The organism is Amycolatopsis rubida (assembly GCF_900115345.1).
Classification (GTDB): Bacteria; Actinomycetota; Actinomycetes; order Mycobacteriales; family Pseudonocardiaceae; genus Amycolatopsis; species Amycolatopsis rubida.
Genome location: NZ_FOWC01000001.1, coordinates 1,679,572 through 1,694,047 on the forward strand (window position 1 = coordinate 1,679,572; position 14,476 = coordinate 1,694,047).

Sequence of the window (14,476 nt, forward strand, 5' to 3'; positions counted from 1 at the left end):
CGGCATGATCGACGAGCATTTCGTGGTGGACGCCCACGTGCACACCCCGCGACTGCCCACGCTCAAGCCCGCGTGGCTGGACTGGGCGCGCGACTTCGCCGGCGAGTATCCGTGGCGCACAGTGTATGACGCGGACGGTGCGGTGCTCCCCGCGGCGATGGACGACCTCATGGCACGGGAGGGCGTCGACCGGGTGCTGCTGTTTTGCGAATACAGTCCGCGGGCCACCGGTATCCAGGCGATCGAAGACAATCTTCCGCTGGTCGCTCATAACCCCGAGCGGTTCCGGCTGGTGGCCAACGTGAACCCGCATCTGCACCATCCGCTGGCCGAGGAGGTGGAACGCCAGCTCGCGCTGGGCGCGGTGGCGTTGAAGATCCACCCGGTGCACGGCGCGTTTTCCCCGGCGGACAAGGAGCTGTACCCGGTCTACGCCTTGTGTGCCGAACGCGGAGTTCCGGTGATCCTCCACTCGGGACTGTCGGTTTTCCCGGGATCCCGTGCCAGCTATGGGGATCCTTCGCTGCTGTCCGATGTGGTCGAAGACTTCCCGTCGGTGAACTTCGTCTTCGCGCACGGCGGCCGTGGCTGGTGGTACGACGTGGCGGCGTTCATGGCCCAGGCGAGGCCGAACGTGTGGCTCGACCTCGCCGGGCTGCCGCCGAAGAAACTGCCGGAGTATTACGCGCGATTCGATCTCGTGCGGTTGGCGCGGAAATGGATCTTCGGTACCGACTGGCCCGGGGTGCCGGGAACCGCGGTGAATGTCCGTGCGGTGGCCGATTTGGGTTTGCCCGCGGACGTCCTGGACGGTGTTCTTTCCGGCAACGCGTTACGGCTGATGCCCGGCCTGCGCTGAGTTTCTTCGCGTCGAGCGGCCGGTCTAGCGTGTGGTCCGGACCGGTACCGCAGCTGTCGACGGAAACTTTCTGCTTGTCTTTTGCAAGCACTAGCCGGAGGCGATGGTAAAGTGCAAGCGGTCGGAGGAGGTATGCGATGCCGGACGATCCGCGCTCGGGGTGCCCGATCAACGCCGCGATCGAGGTCGTCGGCGACCGCTGGAGCCTGCTGGTCCTGCGCGACGTGATGTTCGGCGACCGGCGGCATTTCCGGCAATTGCAGTCGCAGTCGGAGGAAGGAATCGCGTCGAATATCCTCGCCGACCGGCTGCGCACGCTGACCGAAGCCGGATTGCTCACGCGCGATTCGGCCGGTCGCGGGCAGCGCGCGACTTACAGTTTGACCGAAGCGGCGATTCAGCTGGTGCCGGTCTTGGTGGCGCTGGGAAGCTGGGGCTTGCGGCATCGGCCGACGACGCCGGAACTGCGCGTCCGAGCGGAACTGCTGGAGGCCGGCGGCCCGCCGCTGTGGGAAGAATTCATGGCGGAGCTTCGGGAGCGGCATCTCGGGATCCCCCGGCCGGGCGGGGGCGGGCCGACGGCGATGGAGCGCTTGGCGGCGGCTTACGCGGAGGCTGTCGCTCGGGGCTGATGCGGCGGGCGATGTGCCTCGTTGCCTCGGATCGATCTGTCGGCCCGCTGCGCGCCCGAGACGCCCGCCCGGGGCTGGATACATTCAGCCGAAGTTGATCACTCAATCCGGCGTTCGCCCTGCTGAAACGGATCCGCCGAGCTGCCCGGCCCGTCAGCCTTCCCGTGCGAGAAAGGGAGCCGGGAATGCGGAATGAGGATGAAGTGCGCCGTTTGTCGACGAGAATGAATCGGATCGTCGGCGCGAACCCGGGTTTTCGTGCCGACGTGGACGATGCTTGTCAAATGGCCTGGCTGGAATTGCTCAGCCGCCAGCCGAACTTGCGGGATGCGAACGGCCTGGCCGGTTGGCTGACGACGGTCGCGTGGCGGCATGCGCTCCGGGCGGCCGAAAATCGGGCGCGGGTGAAGTCGGTGGTTGACTCGCGCCTGGATATGCCCGCATCGGCGGAGTCGCCCGAGGCGGAGACCTTGGCCGGCGAGCTGGCGACCGCGTTATGGCGCGCGGTGGAGAAGTTCCCGGAGCGGCACCGGCGGATGATGCTCCTGCTGGCGCACTGCCCGGAGCTCCGGCACGACCAGCTGGCCGCCGAACTGGGCATCTCGCCGTCGAGCGTGAGCCGGATCCGGTACCGCTGCTTGGCGGTCCTGCGCCGTCGGCTGGAGGCCGAGGGCTTCAGTTATCCATGAACCCGGGGTGGCCAACCCGCGATCACCCGTTCACCGACCGAAGCGTCCGCATCGCCTCCGCCAATCCCTCGGCGTCCGGGCCCAGCGGGGCGAGCACGATCCGCCGCAGGATTTCCGCGCAGGCGGCTCTCGCTTTGAGCGCTACCTCCAACCCGTGCTCGGTCAGGGCGGCGAACGTCACCCGGCGGTCTTCCGGGCTCGGGATCCGGCAGATCAGATCCGCGGCGGCCAAGCGGTCCGCCACCTTGGTGAAGCCTCCGCTCGACAGGGCGGCTTCGGTCGCCAGGCGGGTCATCGGCATGCGGTGTTCGGGCGAACGCACCAGGCGCAGCAGGATGTCGAACGACGCGGGAGCCAGGTCGAACCGGGCGGCGATTTCTCCCATCAGCGCGTTCTGCGTGGCCAGATAGCCCTCGATCACGAGGCCCCACCACGTCACGATCTCGTCGTCGTCCGTCTGCGGATCCGGGGTCATCTGCCGGAGTCTACCCGGAATACATCTTGCGCGCGAGAATTTACGCTGGACAACGAAGGATGAGGTGTCCAAAGAGGAGTGACGATGACGCACCGGTCCGCCGAGGGCGACCCGGTGCTTATTCTCCTCCACGGAACCGGCGGTGGCCAGACGATTTGCTCAGTGTGGCGAGCGAACTGAGCCCGGAATCGGCGACGCTCGCGCCGACGGGGCCGATTTCGGAAACGGGGCGGCGCGGTGGTTTCGGCGGTCGGCGGAGGAGTGTTCGATCATGAGGACGTCCGGGCGAGGGCGGGCGAACTGGCGGATTTCCTCAACGAGGCCCGGGAAAAGTACGGGTTCAGCAGGGCGGTGGCGGTAGGATTTTCGAATGGAGCGAACAGCACGGCAGCGGTAGCGCTCACCCGGCCGGACGCGCTCAGGGAAGCGATGCTGTTCTCGTCGATGTCCCCATTGCCGGAATTGCCGCGCCTCGATCTCACCGGAACTCGCATATTCCTTTCCCGTGGCGAACAGGATCCGCTGCCCGCCGCCGACGAACTCGTCCGCCAGTTCCGCGAACGGCATGCCGACGTGGCGACGCACCGCTGGCCGGGAGGGCATCAGCGGTGACCGGCGAAGGAGCAAGCGCGGCAAGGGCCTGGCTCGCTAGGGTCGGGGCATGACCGAGCTGACCCGCGCGCAAGACCTGCTCGCCTCCACGATCCTCGCCGACGGACACAACGACCTGCCATGGGCGCTCCGCGACAAAGCCGGCCCGAACCCGGTCGAGGCGGTGGCGGGCGTGGATCTCACGGTGGCCCAGCCGACGCTGCACACCGACTTCCCCAAACTCGCCGAAGGCAAGCTGGGCCTGCAGTTCTGGTCGGTGTACGTCCCGTGCGAGTTCACGGGCGACAGCGCGGTCACCGCGGTGCTGGAGCAGATCGAGGTGGTTTACCAGCTGGCCGAGCGCTACCCCGAGCGGCTGCGGCTGGTGACTACGGCCGAGGAGGCGGAGGCGGCGTTCGCGGACGGGCGGATCGCGTCGCTGCTCGGGGCCGAGGGCGGGCACAGCATCGCCGAATCCCTCGGCGTGCTGCGGATTCTGCGCCGGCTCGGCGTTCGCTACATGACGCTGACGCACAACTTCAACACCACCTGGGCGGACTCCGGAACCGACAAGCCCGAGCACGACGGGCTCACCGAGTTCGGTCGCGAGGTCGTGCGCGAGATGAACCGGATCGGCATGCTGGTCGACCTTTCCCACGTCGCGCCGAGCACCATGCGCGCCGCGATCGAGGTGTCGAGCGCGCCGGTGATCTTCAGCCACTCGTCGTGCCGCGCGGTCAACGACCATCCGCGCAACATCCCCGACGACGTGCTCGCCCAGCTGCCCGGCAACGGCGGCGTCGCGATGATCACCTTCGTGCCCGCCTTCATCTCCGCCGCGGTCACCGAGTGGGACAACCGGCTCCGGGACGCGATGACCGCCGCCGGGCAGGAGTTCCTCGACCTCGGCCAGCGCGGCCGGTTCGCCGAGACCTGGGACGCGCCGCCCAAGCCGAAGGCGACGATCGAGGACGTCGTCGCGCACATCGAGCACGCGCGCGAGGTCGCCGGGATCGACCACCTCGGGCTCGGCGGCGACTACGACGGCGTCGGCACCCTGCCGGAAGGCCTCGAAGACGTGTCGAAGTACCCGGCGCTCATCGCCGCGCTGATGGAACGCGGCTGGAGCGACGAGGACTGCGCGAAACTCGCCGGCCGCAACACGCTGCGGGTGTTGCGCGAGGTCGACGCCAAGCGCTGAATTAGCGCGGCACGGCGAGTGGGCGGACAATCGCGGTATGTCCCACGCGCGAAACGACGGTCCCGACGAGGCCGCGAAATCGGAAGTTCCCGAGGCGCCGGGCACTGAGGTGCCCGGCGCACTCGACCACGCCGCCCCGGGCACCGCACCGGGAGCCGAACCCGGACCGCGGCCGCCCGCCGCGAAACCCGCGGGCCGCCGGGGCAAGGTCAAGTCCACCCGGATCAGCGGCACCTGGATCGCCGTGATCGTGGCGATCGTCGTGCTGGCCTTCCTGCTGGTGTTCATCCTGCAGAACCTGGACACGGCGACCGTCCACTTCCTCGGCGCGTCCGGCAGCATGCCGCTCGCGGTGGCGATGCTGTTCGCCGCGATCGCGGGTGCGGCGCTGGTCGCGTTGATCGGCGGGGCGCGGATCTTGCAGCTCAGGAAGCAGGCGCGGCGTCGTAGGTGAGCGGTCCTGAGTGTTCATCGCGGCGAGAACCGGGATAAACACCCACGACCTCCCCGCCCCCGCAGGATCTCGCACACCGCCGGGTCCCCGCTGACCTGCACTCGCGCGCTCGCTTCCGCTGCGGGCAACGTCCCGCTGCACCACCGCCAGAACGCGTCCGCGTCGGTCGCCAGAGACGCGAGCGGAGACCGTGACCTCGCCGCACCGCGGTCGATCGTCCAGCCCACCGCGGTAGCGCGGAGAGTCCACCGCCCGGCCCCCTCCACCGAACACGTCACCTGACGTCCGGCCCGCGCGGTCACCGCCCGCAATGCCTGCGGCAGCGAACGCAGAAACGTGTCCACTACCGGCGTCCGGAACTCCGGGTCGTCGAGCAGCGGAGCCGCCGCGGCCTCCCGGATCTGCTGCTGAAGCACCCACTGCTCGGCGTAGTCGCGAGCGACCGTCAGCCACAGCGGTGCCGCGGCCGGTTCGTCCAGGTCTCGGTGTTTCCACAGTTCGGTGAGCTGCGTCGTGCTGTCCACGAGCATCGCGAACAGCACCTCCGGCGACAGCTGCCGGCAGGCGGAGACCCAAGACGTCCCGTCGGCGAAGTGGCCGTCCCGGTCCCGGGAGAGCCGCCTGAGCTTGAGGCCGAGGACGTGCGCGGCCAGGTCGTGCACCGTCCACTCGCCGAGCGCGGGCCGGGCCCACTCGGGCGTCCGGAGGTCGGAGAGAACTCCGATCAGCGCCTGTTCTTCGCGCACGAGCAGCGGCAGCACGTCGATCGGCGGTCCCCACGGCGCGGTCATGCGCGCTATCCAACACCCACCGGCTCGGCATCACAGGGCCGTCCGGCCTACTCGCAGGTAGCATCAGCGCGAACAGTGAGGGGAGCAGCCTGTGGACTACCAGCGACCGAACGGCCGGGGCACCGCCGAGGACGTGGCCAACCTGGCCCGCCGGGCAGGCCAGCTCGCCGGATGGGCGGCGCGCACCGGCTTCGACCTGACCCGCAAACTCCCCGGGGTGGACACCGCTGAACGCGGCCTCAAGCAGGTCGAACGCGGGCTGCTGAGCGAACTGCGCCGCCGCCTCGACGAGGTCGACGATCCTTATCACGCGGCGCTGACCGCGGCGTCCGCGATGAACCGCGCCGACGCCGGCAGCCGCGCCGTCGAAACGACCGTGACGCTGGTGCCCGCCCGCGACCACGTCGAACCGCTGCGCGCGGCGATGGCCGAACTGCTCAACCACTCCATCGGCTTCGGCCGCGAGCGCGCCCGCGAGTACCTGTACGCGATCATTCTCCGCCAGCTCACGCCTGACGAGGCGCGCATCCTCTCCGCGCTGTCGGACGGCTCCCCGTTCCCCGCGATCGACGTCGCCGAGCGCAGCGCCATGGGCGGCACCGGCCGGATCTTGCTGCGCAACGCCTCGACGGTCGGCAAAGCGGCCGGGGTGTCGCTGCCGGACCAGGTGCCCGGCTACGTGACCCGGCTGATCGGCCTCGGCCTGGTCGAACTGGACGAGGAGGTGCCCTCGCTCGAGACGCAGTACGAGATCCTGCTGACCGACGAGACGGTCCGCGAGGTCGAGAAGCGGGCCAAACGGATCAAGATCGTCCGCCGCACGATCCATGTCTCGCGGCTGGGCGCGCAGTTCTGGCAGGCCTGCGACCCGAGCCTCGGCTGAGCCGATGGGCGAGTTCGTCTCGAAGATTCTCGACGACTTCGTCCGGTACTGGCCGCTCTATGTCTCCATCCCGATCGTCGCCGCGCTGATCGGGTACGGCACGAAGCTGGTCGCGATCCGGATGATGTTCCAGCCGGTCGAGTTCATCGGCGTCAAACCGTTCCTTGGCTGGCAGGGCATCGTGCCCAAACGGGCCGCGCGGATGGCGAGCATCGCCTGTGACACGATGACCGAGCAGCTGATCAAACCGGCCGAGGTCGTCGCCCGGCTCGACGCCGCCCGGATCGCCAAGGAAATCGAGAAACCGCTGCTCGCGGCGGTCGAGGACATCGTGCGCGAGGTGGCCGGGCACTATCAGCCGGGTCTGTGGGAATCGCTGCCGGTCGGCGTGCAGCGGCTGGTGATCCAGCGCGTGCAGGCCGAATCGCCGCACATGGTCAAGGCCGTGCTCGAACTCATCCAGTCCGATGTGGACAGTGTGTTCGACCTCAAGGGCATGGTGGTGACCAGCCTCGTCAAGGACAAACGGCTGCTCAACCGGATCTTCCAGGAAGCGGGCGCGGAGGAGTTCAAGTTCATCGCGCGCTCCGGGCTCGTGTTCGGCGGCCTGATCGGCGTCATCCAGATGGTCGCCTGGGTGCTGTTCAAGTTCCCGCCGATCATGCCGTTGTTCGGTCTGTTCACCGGCTGGTTCACCGACTGGCTCGCGCTGCGGATGATTTTCTACCCGCTGGAGCCGAAGAAATACTTCGGCGTCACCTGGCAGGGCCTGTTCCTCAAGCGGCGCGGGGAAGTCGCCGAGGCCTACGGCGAGTTGATCGCGAAGGAAATCATCACGCCGCACAACGTCATCGAGGCGGTGCTGCAGGGACCGCTTTCCGATCGGGTGCTGGCGCTCATCCAGCGGCAGCTCGACCGCGAGCTGGGCCGCGCGGCGAACGTGGCGAAACCGTTGCTGGTCTTCGCCATCGGCAGCCGCCGCTACCAGGACATGAAGCTGGCCATCGCCGAGCAGATCATGACCCGGCTGCCGGAGACGATGAGCTACATCGAGGATTACGCCACCGACGCGATGGACATCCGGAACGTCCTGGTCGGCAAGATGAAGGAATTGTCGCCCGAGGAGTTCGAGCAGCTGTTGCGCCCGGCTTTCCAGCAGGACGAATGGATTCTCATCGCGACCGGCGCGGTGCTCGGGTTCGCGGTCGGCGAGGCGCAGGTACTGGTGCTGGAGCACCTCGCCTCCTGACGCCGCCCCCTTGTGGAGGAGCGGCCTGGGCCGGGAGACTGACCCTCATGGGTGAGACGGCGGTGCCGTGGCCGCAGGAAATCCGGATCGCGATGGCCATGGTGGGGGGATCCAGCCTGGCAGTGTGGATGGGGGGAGTCGCTACCGAGACGTCGGCGTTGCTGCATGCTTCGCGCACGCCGGACGCAAGTAACGGCTATCGGAAACTGCTCGACCTTTTGCACGCTTCGGTGCGCCTGGATGTGCTCACCGGAACGAGCGCGGGCGGCATCAACGCCGCGTGTCTCGGGCTGGCCGAGGCATACCGGTCGACGCCGGCGATATTGCGCGACACCTGGTTCTCCGCCGGGTCGCTGGAGAATCTGATCCGCGACCCCGGCGAGACGCGGCCGCGTTCGGTGCTGAACGGTGACAAGGTGCTGCTGGGCGGGCTGGTCCAGGCAATGCACGACATCACCGGATCCGGCGTCGTGCCCACCGAGCCGCCGGACGTGACCGTGTTGCTCACCGGCACCATGCTCGACGGCGAGACCACGCAGTACGACGACGCGCTCGGAAACCGGGTGCGGGACACCGAACATCGCATGCTGTTCCGCTTCGACGGTCCATTGTGGAATAACCAGGTGCACGGCCCGCTCGCGCTCGCCGCCAGGTCGAGCGCGTCCTTCCCCGGCGCGTTCGAGCTGTCGCGCATGCCGATCGGCCCCGAGGCGGCGGACCGGATGCATCCGGACATGACCGACTACACGGAGCTGGTGCGTTCGCATTGGCTCGCCGACGGCGGCGTGCTGGTGAACAAACCGCTGCGGCCGGCGCTGCGGGAGATCTTCGAACGCTCGTCGTCGACGGATGTGCGGCGGCTGCTGCTGTATGTCGTTCCGACGGTCGACGGCGAAGCCAAGCCGATGACCTGCGACCCGGCTGATCCGCCGATGCTCGGCACCGCGCTGGCGAAGGTCGCCTCGACGATCATGAGCCAGACCATCAGCGTCGAACTGGAGGAATTGAGCAGGCACAACTCCGCCGTCACGCGCACCAGGGACACCCGGGTCGCGCTCGCGTCGCTCGGCCTGCGCGGCGGACAGCTGGTGGACGACCGGGTGCACCGGGCGTACCTCGACCGCCGGGTCGCGCTCGACGCGGCCGAACTGGTGCGCGCGGTCACCCGCCGCTACGAACTGTCCGATGAGGACGGTGGCTGGGCGGCCGGGAATTCGGCGCTGCTGCAAGACATCGCCGCCGACGGGCTGCGCCGCGGGATTCCGGACACGCTGCCCGGCGAGTCGGTCACGGTCGGCGAGATGGTTCGCTACCGCACCTCGACTCTGGAGGACGCGGTCGCCACCGGTATCCAGCTGATCAACGCGGGCTTCCGGATGGGCCCGGATCTCGACCAGGCGACCCAGCTCAACGAGGTCCGCGCGAAAATGCACGCCGCCCGCCGGAGCGCGGCTCGCGACGTGCGGTTGTCGGCGTGGGTGGCCCGGCACGAACCGCCGCGGCCGGGCGCCTCGATGCCGGACTGGATCGGCCAGCTCGCCGCCGAATGGGCGGATCTCGGGGCGTCGGACGCGGTCCGCGAGGCGTGGCCGGAGCTGACCGGTGCGCTGCGGTCGGCGGCTCCGGTGCTGCAATCGTTGTCGGGCAAGGAAAACCAATGGTCCGCCGATGCCGCGGACACGGTGACGACGCTGCTCGACTGGTTCGGCCTGGACAACGCGGACGTCGCGGACGGTTTCGTGATGGCACGGTTCTTGTTGCTGCACATGGCAACGCGCGGACTTCTGGCCGAGGCGCCGGCGGTGGACCAGCGCGTCGATCTGGTGCAGATGAGCGCGGACAGCCGCACCCTGCTGGATCTGGCCCGGCCGCGCGGCCGGGACAAGCTGACCGGGACGCAGGCGAGCAACTTCGGCGGATTCTACAAAGCGTCCTGGCGCGCGAACGACTGGATGTGGGGCCGGATCGACGGCGCGGGCTGGCTGACGCAGTGCCTGCTCGACCCGAAACGCCTGCGGGTACTGCGCGACATCGTGGGCCCCGGGGAATTCCGGGAGCAGGTGCGGACGACGTTCCGCGAGATCGGCTGGGAGCCGCCGTCGCCCGCGGACAACGGGATGCCCGCGGACCTGTCCGGTCTGCTCGCGCAGCTGGGCGACGAACTGGCTTTCCTTGGCCTGGACGCGAATCTGTCGCCGGTCGACTTCGGCAAGGAGATCCCGACCAGCCTGCCGGTGACGTCGATGGTGCTGGCGAAGTCGCGGCAGCTGGCCATCGCGCGGGAGGAACTGCCGGTGCTCGCGAGCCAGGCCGAGGCGGATGCGAAGGAGGGCAACGGAAAAGCGTCGGAGAGTTTCCGGAAGTTGATGGTTTCCCGGCCGCTCGAACAAAAAGTCGAGAAAACCGCCGTCCAGCCGGAAAACGGTGGACAACCGGACGCGGCGCAGCGCGCTTTCCAAGCCTGCCAGGTTTCCGCCGAACGCTTCGAGGGCGAACTCGGCAGTACGCTGCTCACCAAAACGATTGTCAAAGCCGGAGCCGCCGGGCTCAATGCCGCCTCCACCGCCACCCGGGTCCCGAAAACCCTCCAGCCGCTGGCGAAGTTCACGCAGTTCAGCAGCCGGAGTGCGTGGTGGGTCACCCAAGGCGCGACGCGGCTGGGCCGTCCCTGGAACCTGCTGGCCGCCGCGATCACCGCGATCGCCGGGTTCGTGCTCAGCGGCGAAGGCGGATCCGTCCTGCAATGGCTCGGTCTGCCCGTGGCGGGCGGCGCACTTGTGTTCCTCGTGGTGAGCCTGCTGACCTTGAGGCGCACGTGGCGAATGGTGCTCACCGTGCTGGGCGTGCTGGTGATAGCCGCGTTGCTGTTCGCGGCTTTCCTGCCGCCCATCGCGCAGCCGCTGTTCGGCTGGCTCGGCACCGTTGTGGACGGTTGGCGCCGCGGGCAGGCTCCGCTGTGGTGGCTCGCGGTCGTCGCGCTGCTCCTGCTGCCCGCGATCTGGACGCCGCTGTCCGGGCTCGGACGGAGGAAGCGGCGGCGGTCCGGTCCGGACAGGCCCCGCTGAACCCCAGGTAGAGCGCGTTTTTCGGCGCTGGACTTGCGGGCGCGCCGCCGAAGGCCCATGGTCTGGGGTCACAGGTCGCATACCGAAGGTGTGCGGCCCAGGCGCACGCATGCCCAGAACTTAGCCTCGTCAAACATGTTTGTGGCACTCCTCACCGGGGTATCCCTGTCGTCCCTGGTGAGGGCGGTGGACGTGGCATGGATCGCTGGCGGCGCGAAAATTCTCTGTTACGTTTCCAAAGTATGTCCGGAAAGCACTTGATCGAATCCCCGACCAAGGCCGATGGTGCCGCTCTTTGGCGAATCGCGCGCGATTCGCAGAAGCTTGATCTCAACTCGCCGTATGCGTACCTGCTGTGGTGCAGGGATTTCGCGGAGACCTCGGTCGTCGCCAGGGTCGACGGTGAGCCGGTCGGATTCGTGATCGCTTACCGAAGGCCGTCCGCGCCGGACGTCGCACTCGTGTGGCAGGTCGCCGTCGACGCCTCGCAGCGCGGAAAAGGCCTGGCCGGGCAGTTGCTGGACGGCCTGTACGCGCGCCTGGTCGGCGAGGGCGTGCGGTACCTGGAAACCACGATCACCCCGGACAACGCGGCGTCGATCCGCCTGTTCGAGTCGTTCGCGAAGCGCTGGAACGCGGATCTGGAACACCGCCGGCTGTTCGAAGTCGCTGATTTTCCGCAGGGGGAGGCACACGAACCCGAGGATCTTTACCGCATCGGGCCGTTGCGCCGCTAACAACCCGTCAATTTCGCCGAGTAGGAGCGAAAGAAATCGTTATGAGCATCTTCGAAGAGCTCGAATCAGAAGTCCGCAGTTACAGCCGGGGTTGGCCGGTCGTCTTCGACCGGGCGCAGGGCAGCAGGCTCTACAGCGAGGACGGCAAGGCCTACCTCGACTTCTTCGCCGGTGCCGGTGCGCTGAACTACGGGCACAACAACCCGCATCTGAAGAAGGCGCTTGTCGACTACATCCAGCGTGACGGCGTGACGCACGCGCTGGACATGTACACCGTCGCGAAGCGGGATTTCCTGGAGACGTTCAAGGGGAAGATCCTCGCGCCGCGCGAGCTGGACTACAAGGTCGTCTTCCCCGGTCCCGGCGGCGCGAACGCGGTGGAGGCCGCGCTGAAGCTGGCGCGCAAGGTGACCGGGAAGGAATCGGTCATCAATTTCACCAACGCGTTCCACGGCATGACGCTCGGCGCGTTGTCGGTCACCGGCAACTCGATGAAGCGCGGGGCCGCGGGCATCCCGCTGGTGCACGCGACGCCGATGCCGTATGACCAGTATTTCGACGGTGCGATGCCGGACTTCATGTACTTCGAGAAGCTGCTCGAAGACTCCGGCAGCGGCCTGAACGAGCCCGCCGCGGTGATCGTGGAGGGCGTGCAGGGCGAGGGCGGCATCAACGCCGCGCGGCTGGAATGGCTCAAGGGCCTCGACGGCCTGTGCAAGCGGCACGGCATCCTGCTCATCCTCGACGACGTGCAGATGGGCTGCGGCCGCACCGGCCCGTTCTTCAGTTTCGAGGACGCCGGCATTTCGCCGGACATCGTGTGCCTGTCGAAGTCGATCGGCGGTTACGGCCTCCCGATGGCGCTCACGCTGATCAAGCCGGAGCTGGACGTCTGGGAGCCGGGCGAGCACAACGGCACTTTCCGCGGTATCAGCCCGGCGTTCGTCACCGCGACCGAGGCGCTGCGCGTCTACTGGAGCGACGACGAGCTGGAGAAGTCGACCAAGGCCAAGGGGGAGCGCATCGCGAGCACCTTCAAGGACCTGGTGGAGACCTACCCGGAGGCGAATCTCGTCGCGAAGGGCCGCGGCCTGGCGCGCGGTCTCGAATTCGGCAGCGGCGAGCTGGCGGGCGCGGTTTGCAAGGAGGCCTTCGAGCGCGGCCTGTTGATGGAGACCTCCGGTCCGGACGGCGAAGTGATGAAACTGCTGCCCCCGCTCACCCTCACCGACGAAGAACTGAGCGAGGGTCTCGCGATCATCACCGAGTCCGTCGCCGCCGTTCTCAAGTAACCACCCGAAGCACAAGAAGGAGCCCGTCACTTGCTGGTCCGCACGCTCGACGAGATCACCGACACCGACGCTGACATCAAGACCGAGAACTGGCGAAGCAAGCGCATCATCCTCGCGAAGGAGGGCGTCGGCTTCTCGGTGCACGAGACGACGCTGTACGCGGGCACGGTGAACGACTTCTGGTACGCAAACCACATCGAGGCGGTCTTCATCACCTCGGGCGAGGGCGAGATCGAAGACCTCGCCACCGGTGAGGTGCACCAGCTCAAGCCGGGCACGCTGTACCTGCTGAACGACCACGACAAGCACCAGGTCCGCCCGAAGACCGAGATCAAGTGCGTGTGCGTGTTCAACCCGCCGGTCACCGGCCGCGAGGTGCACGACGAGAACGGGGTCTACCCGCTCGTCACCGAAGACTCCTGAGCCTGCGCCGCTCCCACCACCACAAGAAAGAAGAAACGCCAGAAGAACAGGAGGCGAGCCACTGTGACGATCATGGACACCCGGGTCAACGATGGTTACCCGACCCGGATCACCGGTACGCCGGAACACCTTCCGCGCGTGCACCCCACGGTGTGGGGTACCGAGGCTGACGGCCCGATCGACGCCGCGACCCTGGCGAACCACGACGCCAGGGGCTACACGGTCGTGGACGGACTGCTCTCGCCCGGTGAGGTCCAGACGTACTGGCAGGAGGTCGTCCGGCTGTCGTCGGACGAGACGCTGCGCGACGACGAACGCGTGATCACCGAGGTGCGGACCGGCGAGGTCCGGTCGATCTTCGACGTGCACGAGATCTCCGGCCTGATCGCCGAACTGGTGCGCGATCCCCGGGTGCTCGACCGGGCGCGGCAGATCCTCGGCTCCGAGGTCTACATCCACCAGAGCCGGATCAACTACATGCCGGGCTTCAAGGGCACTGGTTTCTACTGGCATTCCGATTTCGAGACCTGGCACGCGGAGGACGGCATGCCGTCGCCGCGTGCGGTGAGCTGCTCGATCGCGCTCACCGACAACTACCCGTACAACGGCGGGCTCATGGTCATGCCGGGTTCGCAGCGGACGTTCGTGCAGTGCGTCGGCGAGACCCCGGACGCCAACTACAAGAGCTCGCTCAAGGACCAGCGGGTGGGTGTGCCGACCAACGACGACATCACCAAGCTCGCCGCGGACTGCGGCATCGAGCAGTTCACCGGTTCGGCGGGTTCGGCGCTGTGGTTCGACTCGAACATCATGCACGGATCGTCGAACAACATCACGCCGTATCCGCGTTCGAACATCTTCCTGGTGTTCAACAGCGTGGAGAACGCGTTGCAGGAGCCGTTCGCCGCGAGCGCGCCGCGGCCGTCGTTCATCGCGGGCCGCAACTCCGCGCCGATCACGCGGTGACCAGCGTTACCTTCGCCAACCGGCGGGTCGCTCGTAACGAAGAATGTGCGCCCTGTTACGTTGTCGCCACCTCGCAGCTCGTCTGCGGAGGCATGGTTGTCCGCGGCGGTCCGGGTTCTTGCTCGGGGTGAGCCCCCCGAACCGCGGGCGGACGGCCGCGATGCACGGG

General features: G+C 67.9%; 15 protein-coding genes. 13 read left to right on the plus strand and 2 right to left on the minus strand.

What is annotated here, in order from left to right:
* Positions 1 to 4: 4 nt before the first annotated feature.
* From BM362_RS08260 to BM362_RS08270, 3 genes are all read left to right on the plus strand, one after another.
* Positions 5 to 859, plus strand: a complete 855-nt coding sequence (locus tag BM362_RS08260; protein ID WP_067576694.1) for an amidohydrolase family protein — start codon at positions 5 to 7, stop codon at positions 857 to 859.
* A 137-nt stretch (positions 860 to 996) separates the two neighbouring features.
* Positions 997 to 1,491: a winged helix-turn-helix transcriptional regulator gene (locus BM362_RS08265; protein ID WP_093572610.1), complete on the plus strand. Its 495-nt coding sequence runs from the start codon at positions 997 to 999 to the stop codon at positions 1,489 to 1,491.
* Positions 1,492 to 1,676: 185 nt separating this feature from the next.
* Positions 1,677 to 2,180: an RNA polymerase sigma factor gene (locus tag BM362_RS08270; RefSeq protein ID WP_067576689.1), complete on the plus strand. Its 504-nt coding sequence runs from the start codon at positions 1,677 to 1,679 to the stop codon at positions 2,178 to 2,180.
* A gap of 22 nt (positions 2,181 to 2,202) precedes the next feature.
* Here BM362_RS08270 and BM362_RS08275 read toward each other — a convergent pair whose 3' ends face one another.
* Positions 2,203 to 2,655 carry a MarR family winged helix-turn-helix transcriptional regulator gene (locus BM362_RS08275; RefSeq protein ID WP_093572611.1) on the minus strand — a complete coding sequence of 151 codons (453 nt, stop codon included), beginning with the start codon at positions 2,653 to 2,655 and terminating at the stop codon, positions 2,203 to 2,205.
* Positions 2,656 to 2,916: 261 nt separating this feature from the next.
* On the opposite strand from BM362_RS08275, the gene BM362_RS50220 reads away from it, so the two are divergent.
* From BM362_RS50220 to BM362_RS08290, 3 genes are read left to right on the plus strand one after another with little or no spacing between them, the layout of a single operon-like run.
* On the plus strand, positions 2,917 to 3,267 hold the full coding sequence (locus BM362_RS50220; RefSeq protein ID WP_342029787.1) for an alpha/beta hydrolase: 351 nt from the start codon (positions 2,917 to 2,919) through the stop codon (positions 3,265 to 3,267).
* Positions 3,268 to 3,316: 49 nt separating this feature from the next.
* Positions 3,317 to 4,447, plus strand: a complete 1,131-nt coding sequence (locus tag BM362_RS08285) for a dipeptidase (RefSeq protein WP_067576687.1) — start codon at positions 3,317 to 3,319, stop codon at positions 4,445 to 4,447.
* A 37-nt stretch (positions 4,448 to 4,484) separates the two neighbouring features.
* Positions 4,485 to 4,901: a LapA family protein gene (locus BM362_RS08290; protein ID WP_093572612.1), complete on the plus strand. Its 417-nt coding sequence runs from the start codon at positions 4,485 to 4,487 to the stop codon at positions 4,899 to 4,901.
* Positions 4,902 to 4,915: 14 nt separating this feature from the next.
* Here the strand turns inward: BM362_RS08290 and BM362_RS08295 are convergent, their stop codons facing one another.
* Positions 4,916 to 5,692 (minus strand): maleylpyruvate isomerase mycothiol-dependent enzyme family protein, encoded by a 777-nt coding sequence (locus tag BM362_RS08295; RefSeq protein ID WP_167545225.1) that lies wholly within the window; start codon positions 5,690 to 5,692, stop codon positions 4,916 to 4,918.
* Between the two features lie 91 nt (positions 5,693 to 5,783).
* Between BM362_RS08295 and BM362_RS08300 the strand changes: the two genes are divergently transcribed.
* From BM362_RS08300 to thpD, 7 genes are all read left to right on the plus strand, one after another.
* Positions 5,784 to 6,575, plus strand: coding sequence for an Abi-alpha family protein (locus BM362_RS08300; RefSeq protein WP_093572614.1), 792 nt, complete (start codon positions 5,784 to 5,786; stop codon positions 6,573 to 6,575).
* A 4-nt stretch (positions 6,576 to 6,579) separates the two neighbouring features.
* Positions 6,580 to 7,824 carry a DUF445 domain-containing protein gene (locus BM362_RS08305; RefSeq protein WP_067576683.1) on the plus strand — a complete coding sequence of 415 codons (1,245 nt, stop codon included), beginning with the start codon at positions 6,580 to 6,582 and terminating at the stop codon, positions 7,822 to 7,824.
* Positions 7,825 to 7,871: 47 nt separating this feature from the next.
* Entirely contained in the window at positions 7,872 to 10,889 is a 3,018-nt protein-coding gene (locus tag BM362_RS08310) for a patatin-like protein (protein WP_093572615.1), read from the plus strand.
* A gap of 242 nt (positions 10,890 to 11,131) precedes the next feature.
* Positions 11,132 to 11,626 (plus strand): diaminobutyrate acetyltransferase, encoded by a 495-nt coding sequence (gene ectA, locus BM362_RS08315; RefSeq protein WP_167545226.1) that lies wholly within the window; start codon positions 11,132 to 11,134, stop codon positions 11,624 to 11,626.
* A gap of 41 nt (positions 11,627 to 11,667) precedes the next feature.
* Positions 11,668 to 12,918 (plus strand): diaminobutyrate--2-oxoglutarate transaminase, encoded by a 1,251-nt coding sequence (gene ectB / locus BM362_RS08320; RefSeq protein ID WP_093572616.1) that lies wholly within the window; start codon positions 11,668 to 11,670, stop codon positions 12,916 to 12,918.
* Between the two features lie 30 nt (positions 12,919 to 12,948).
* Positions 12,949 to 13,341 (plus strand): ectoine synthase, encoded by a 393-nt coding sequence (locus BM362_RS08325; protein ID WP_093572617.1) that lies wholly within the window; start codon positions 12,949 to 12,951, stop codon positions 13,339 to 13,341.
* 63 nt (positions 13,342 to 13,404) lie between these two features.
* Complete coding sequence (thpD, locus tag BM362_RS08330) at positions 13,405 to 14,307, plus strand: ectoine hydroxylase (RefSeq protein ID WP_093572618.1); 903 nt, start codon at positions 13,405 to 13,407, stop codon at positions 14,305 to 14,307.
* Positions 14,308 to 14,476 lie beyond the last annotated feature (169 nt).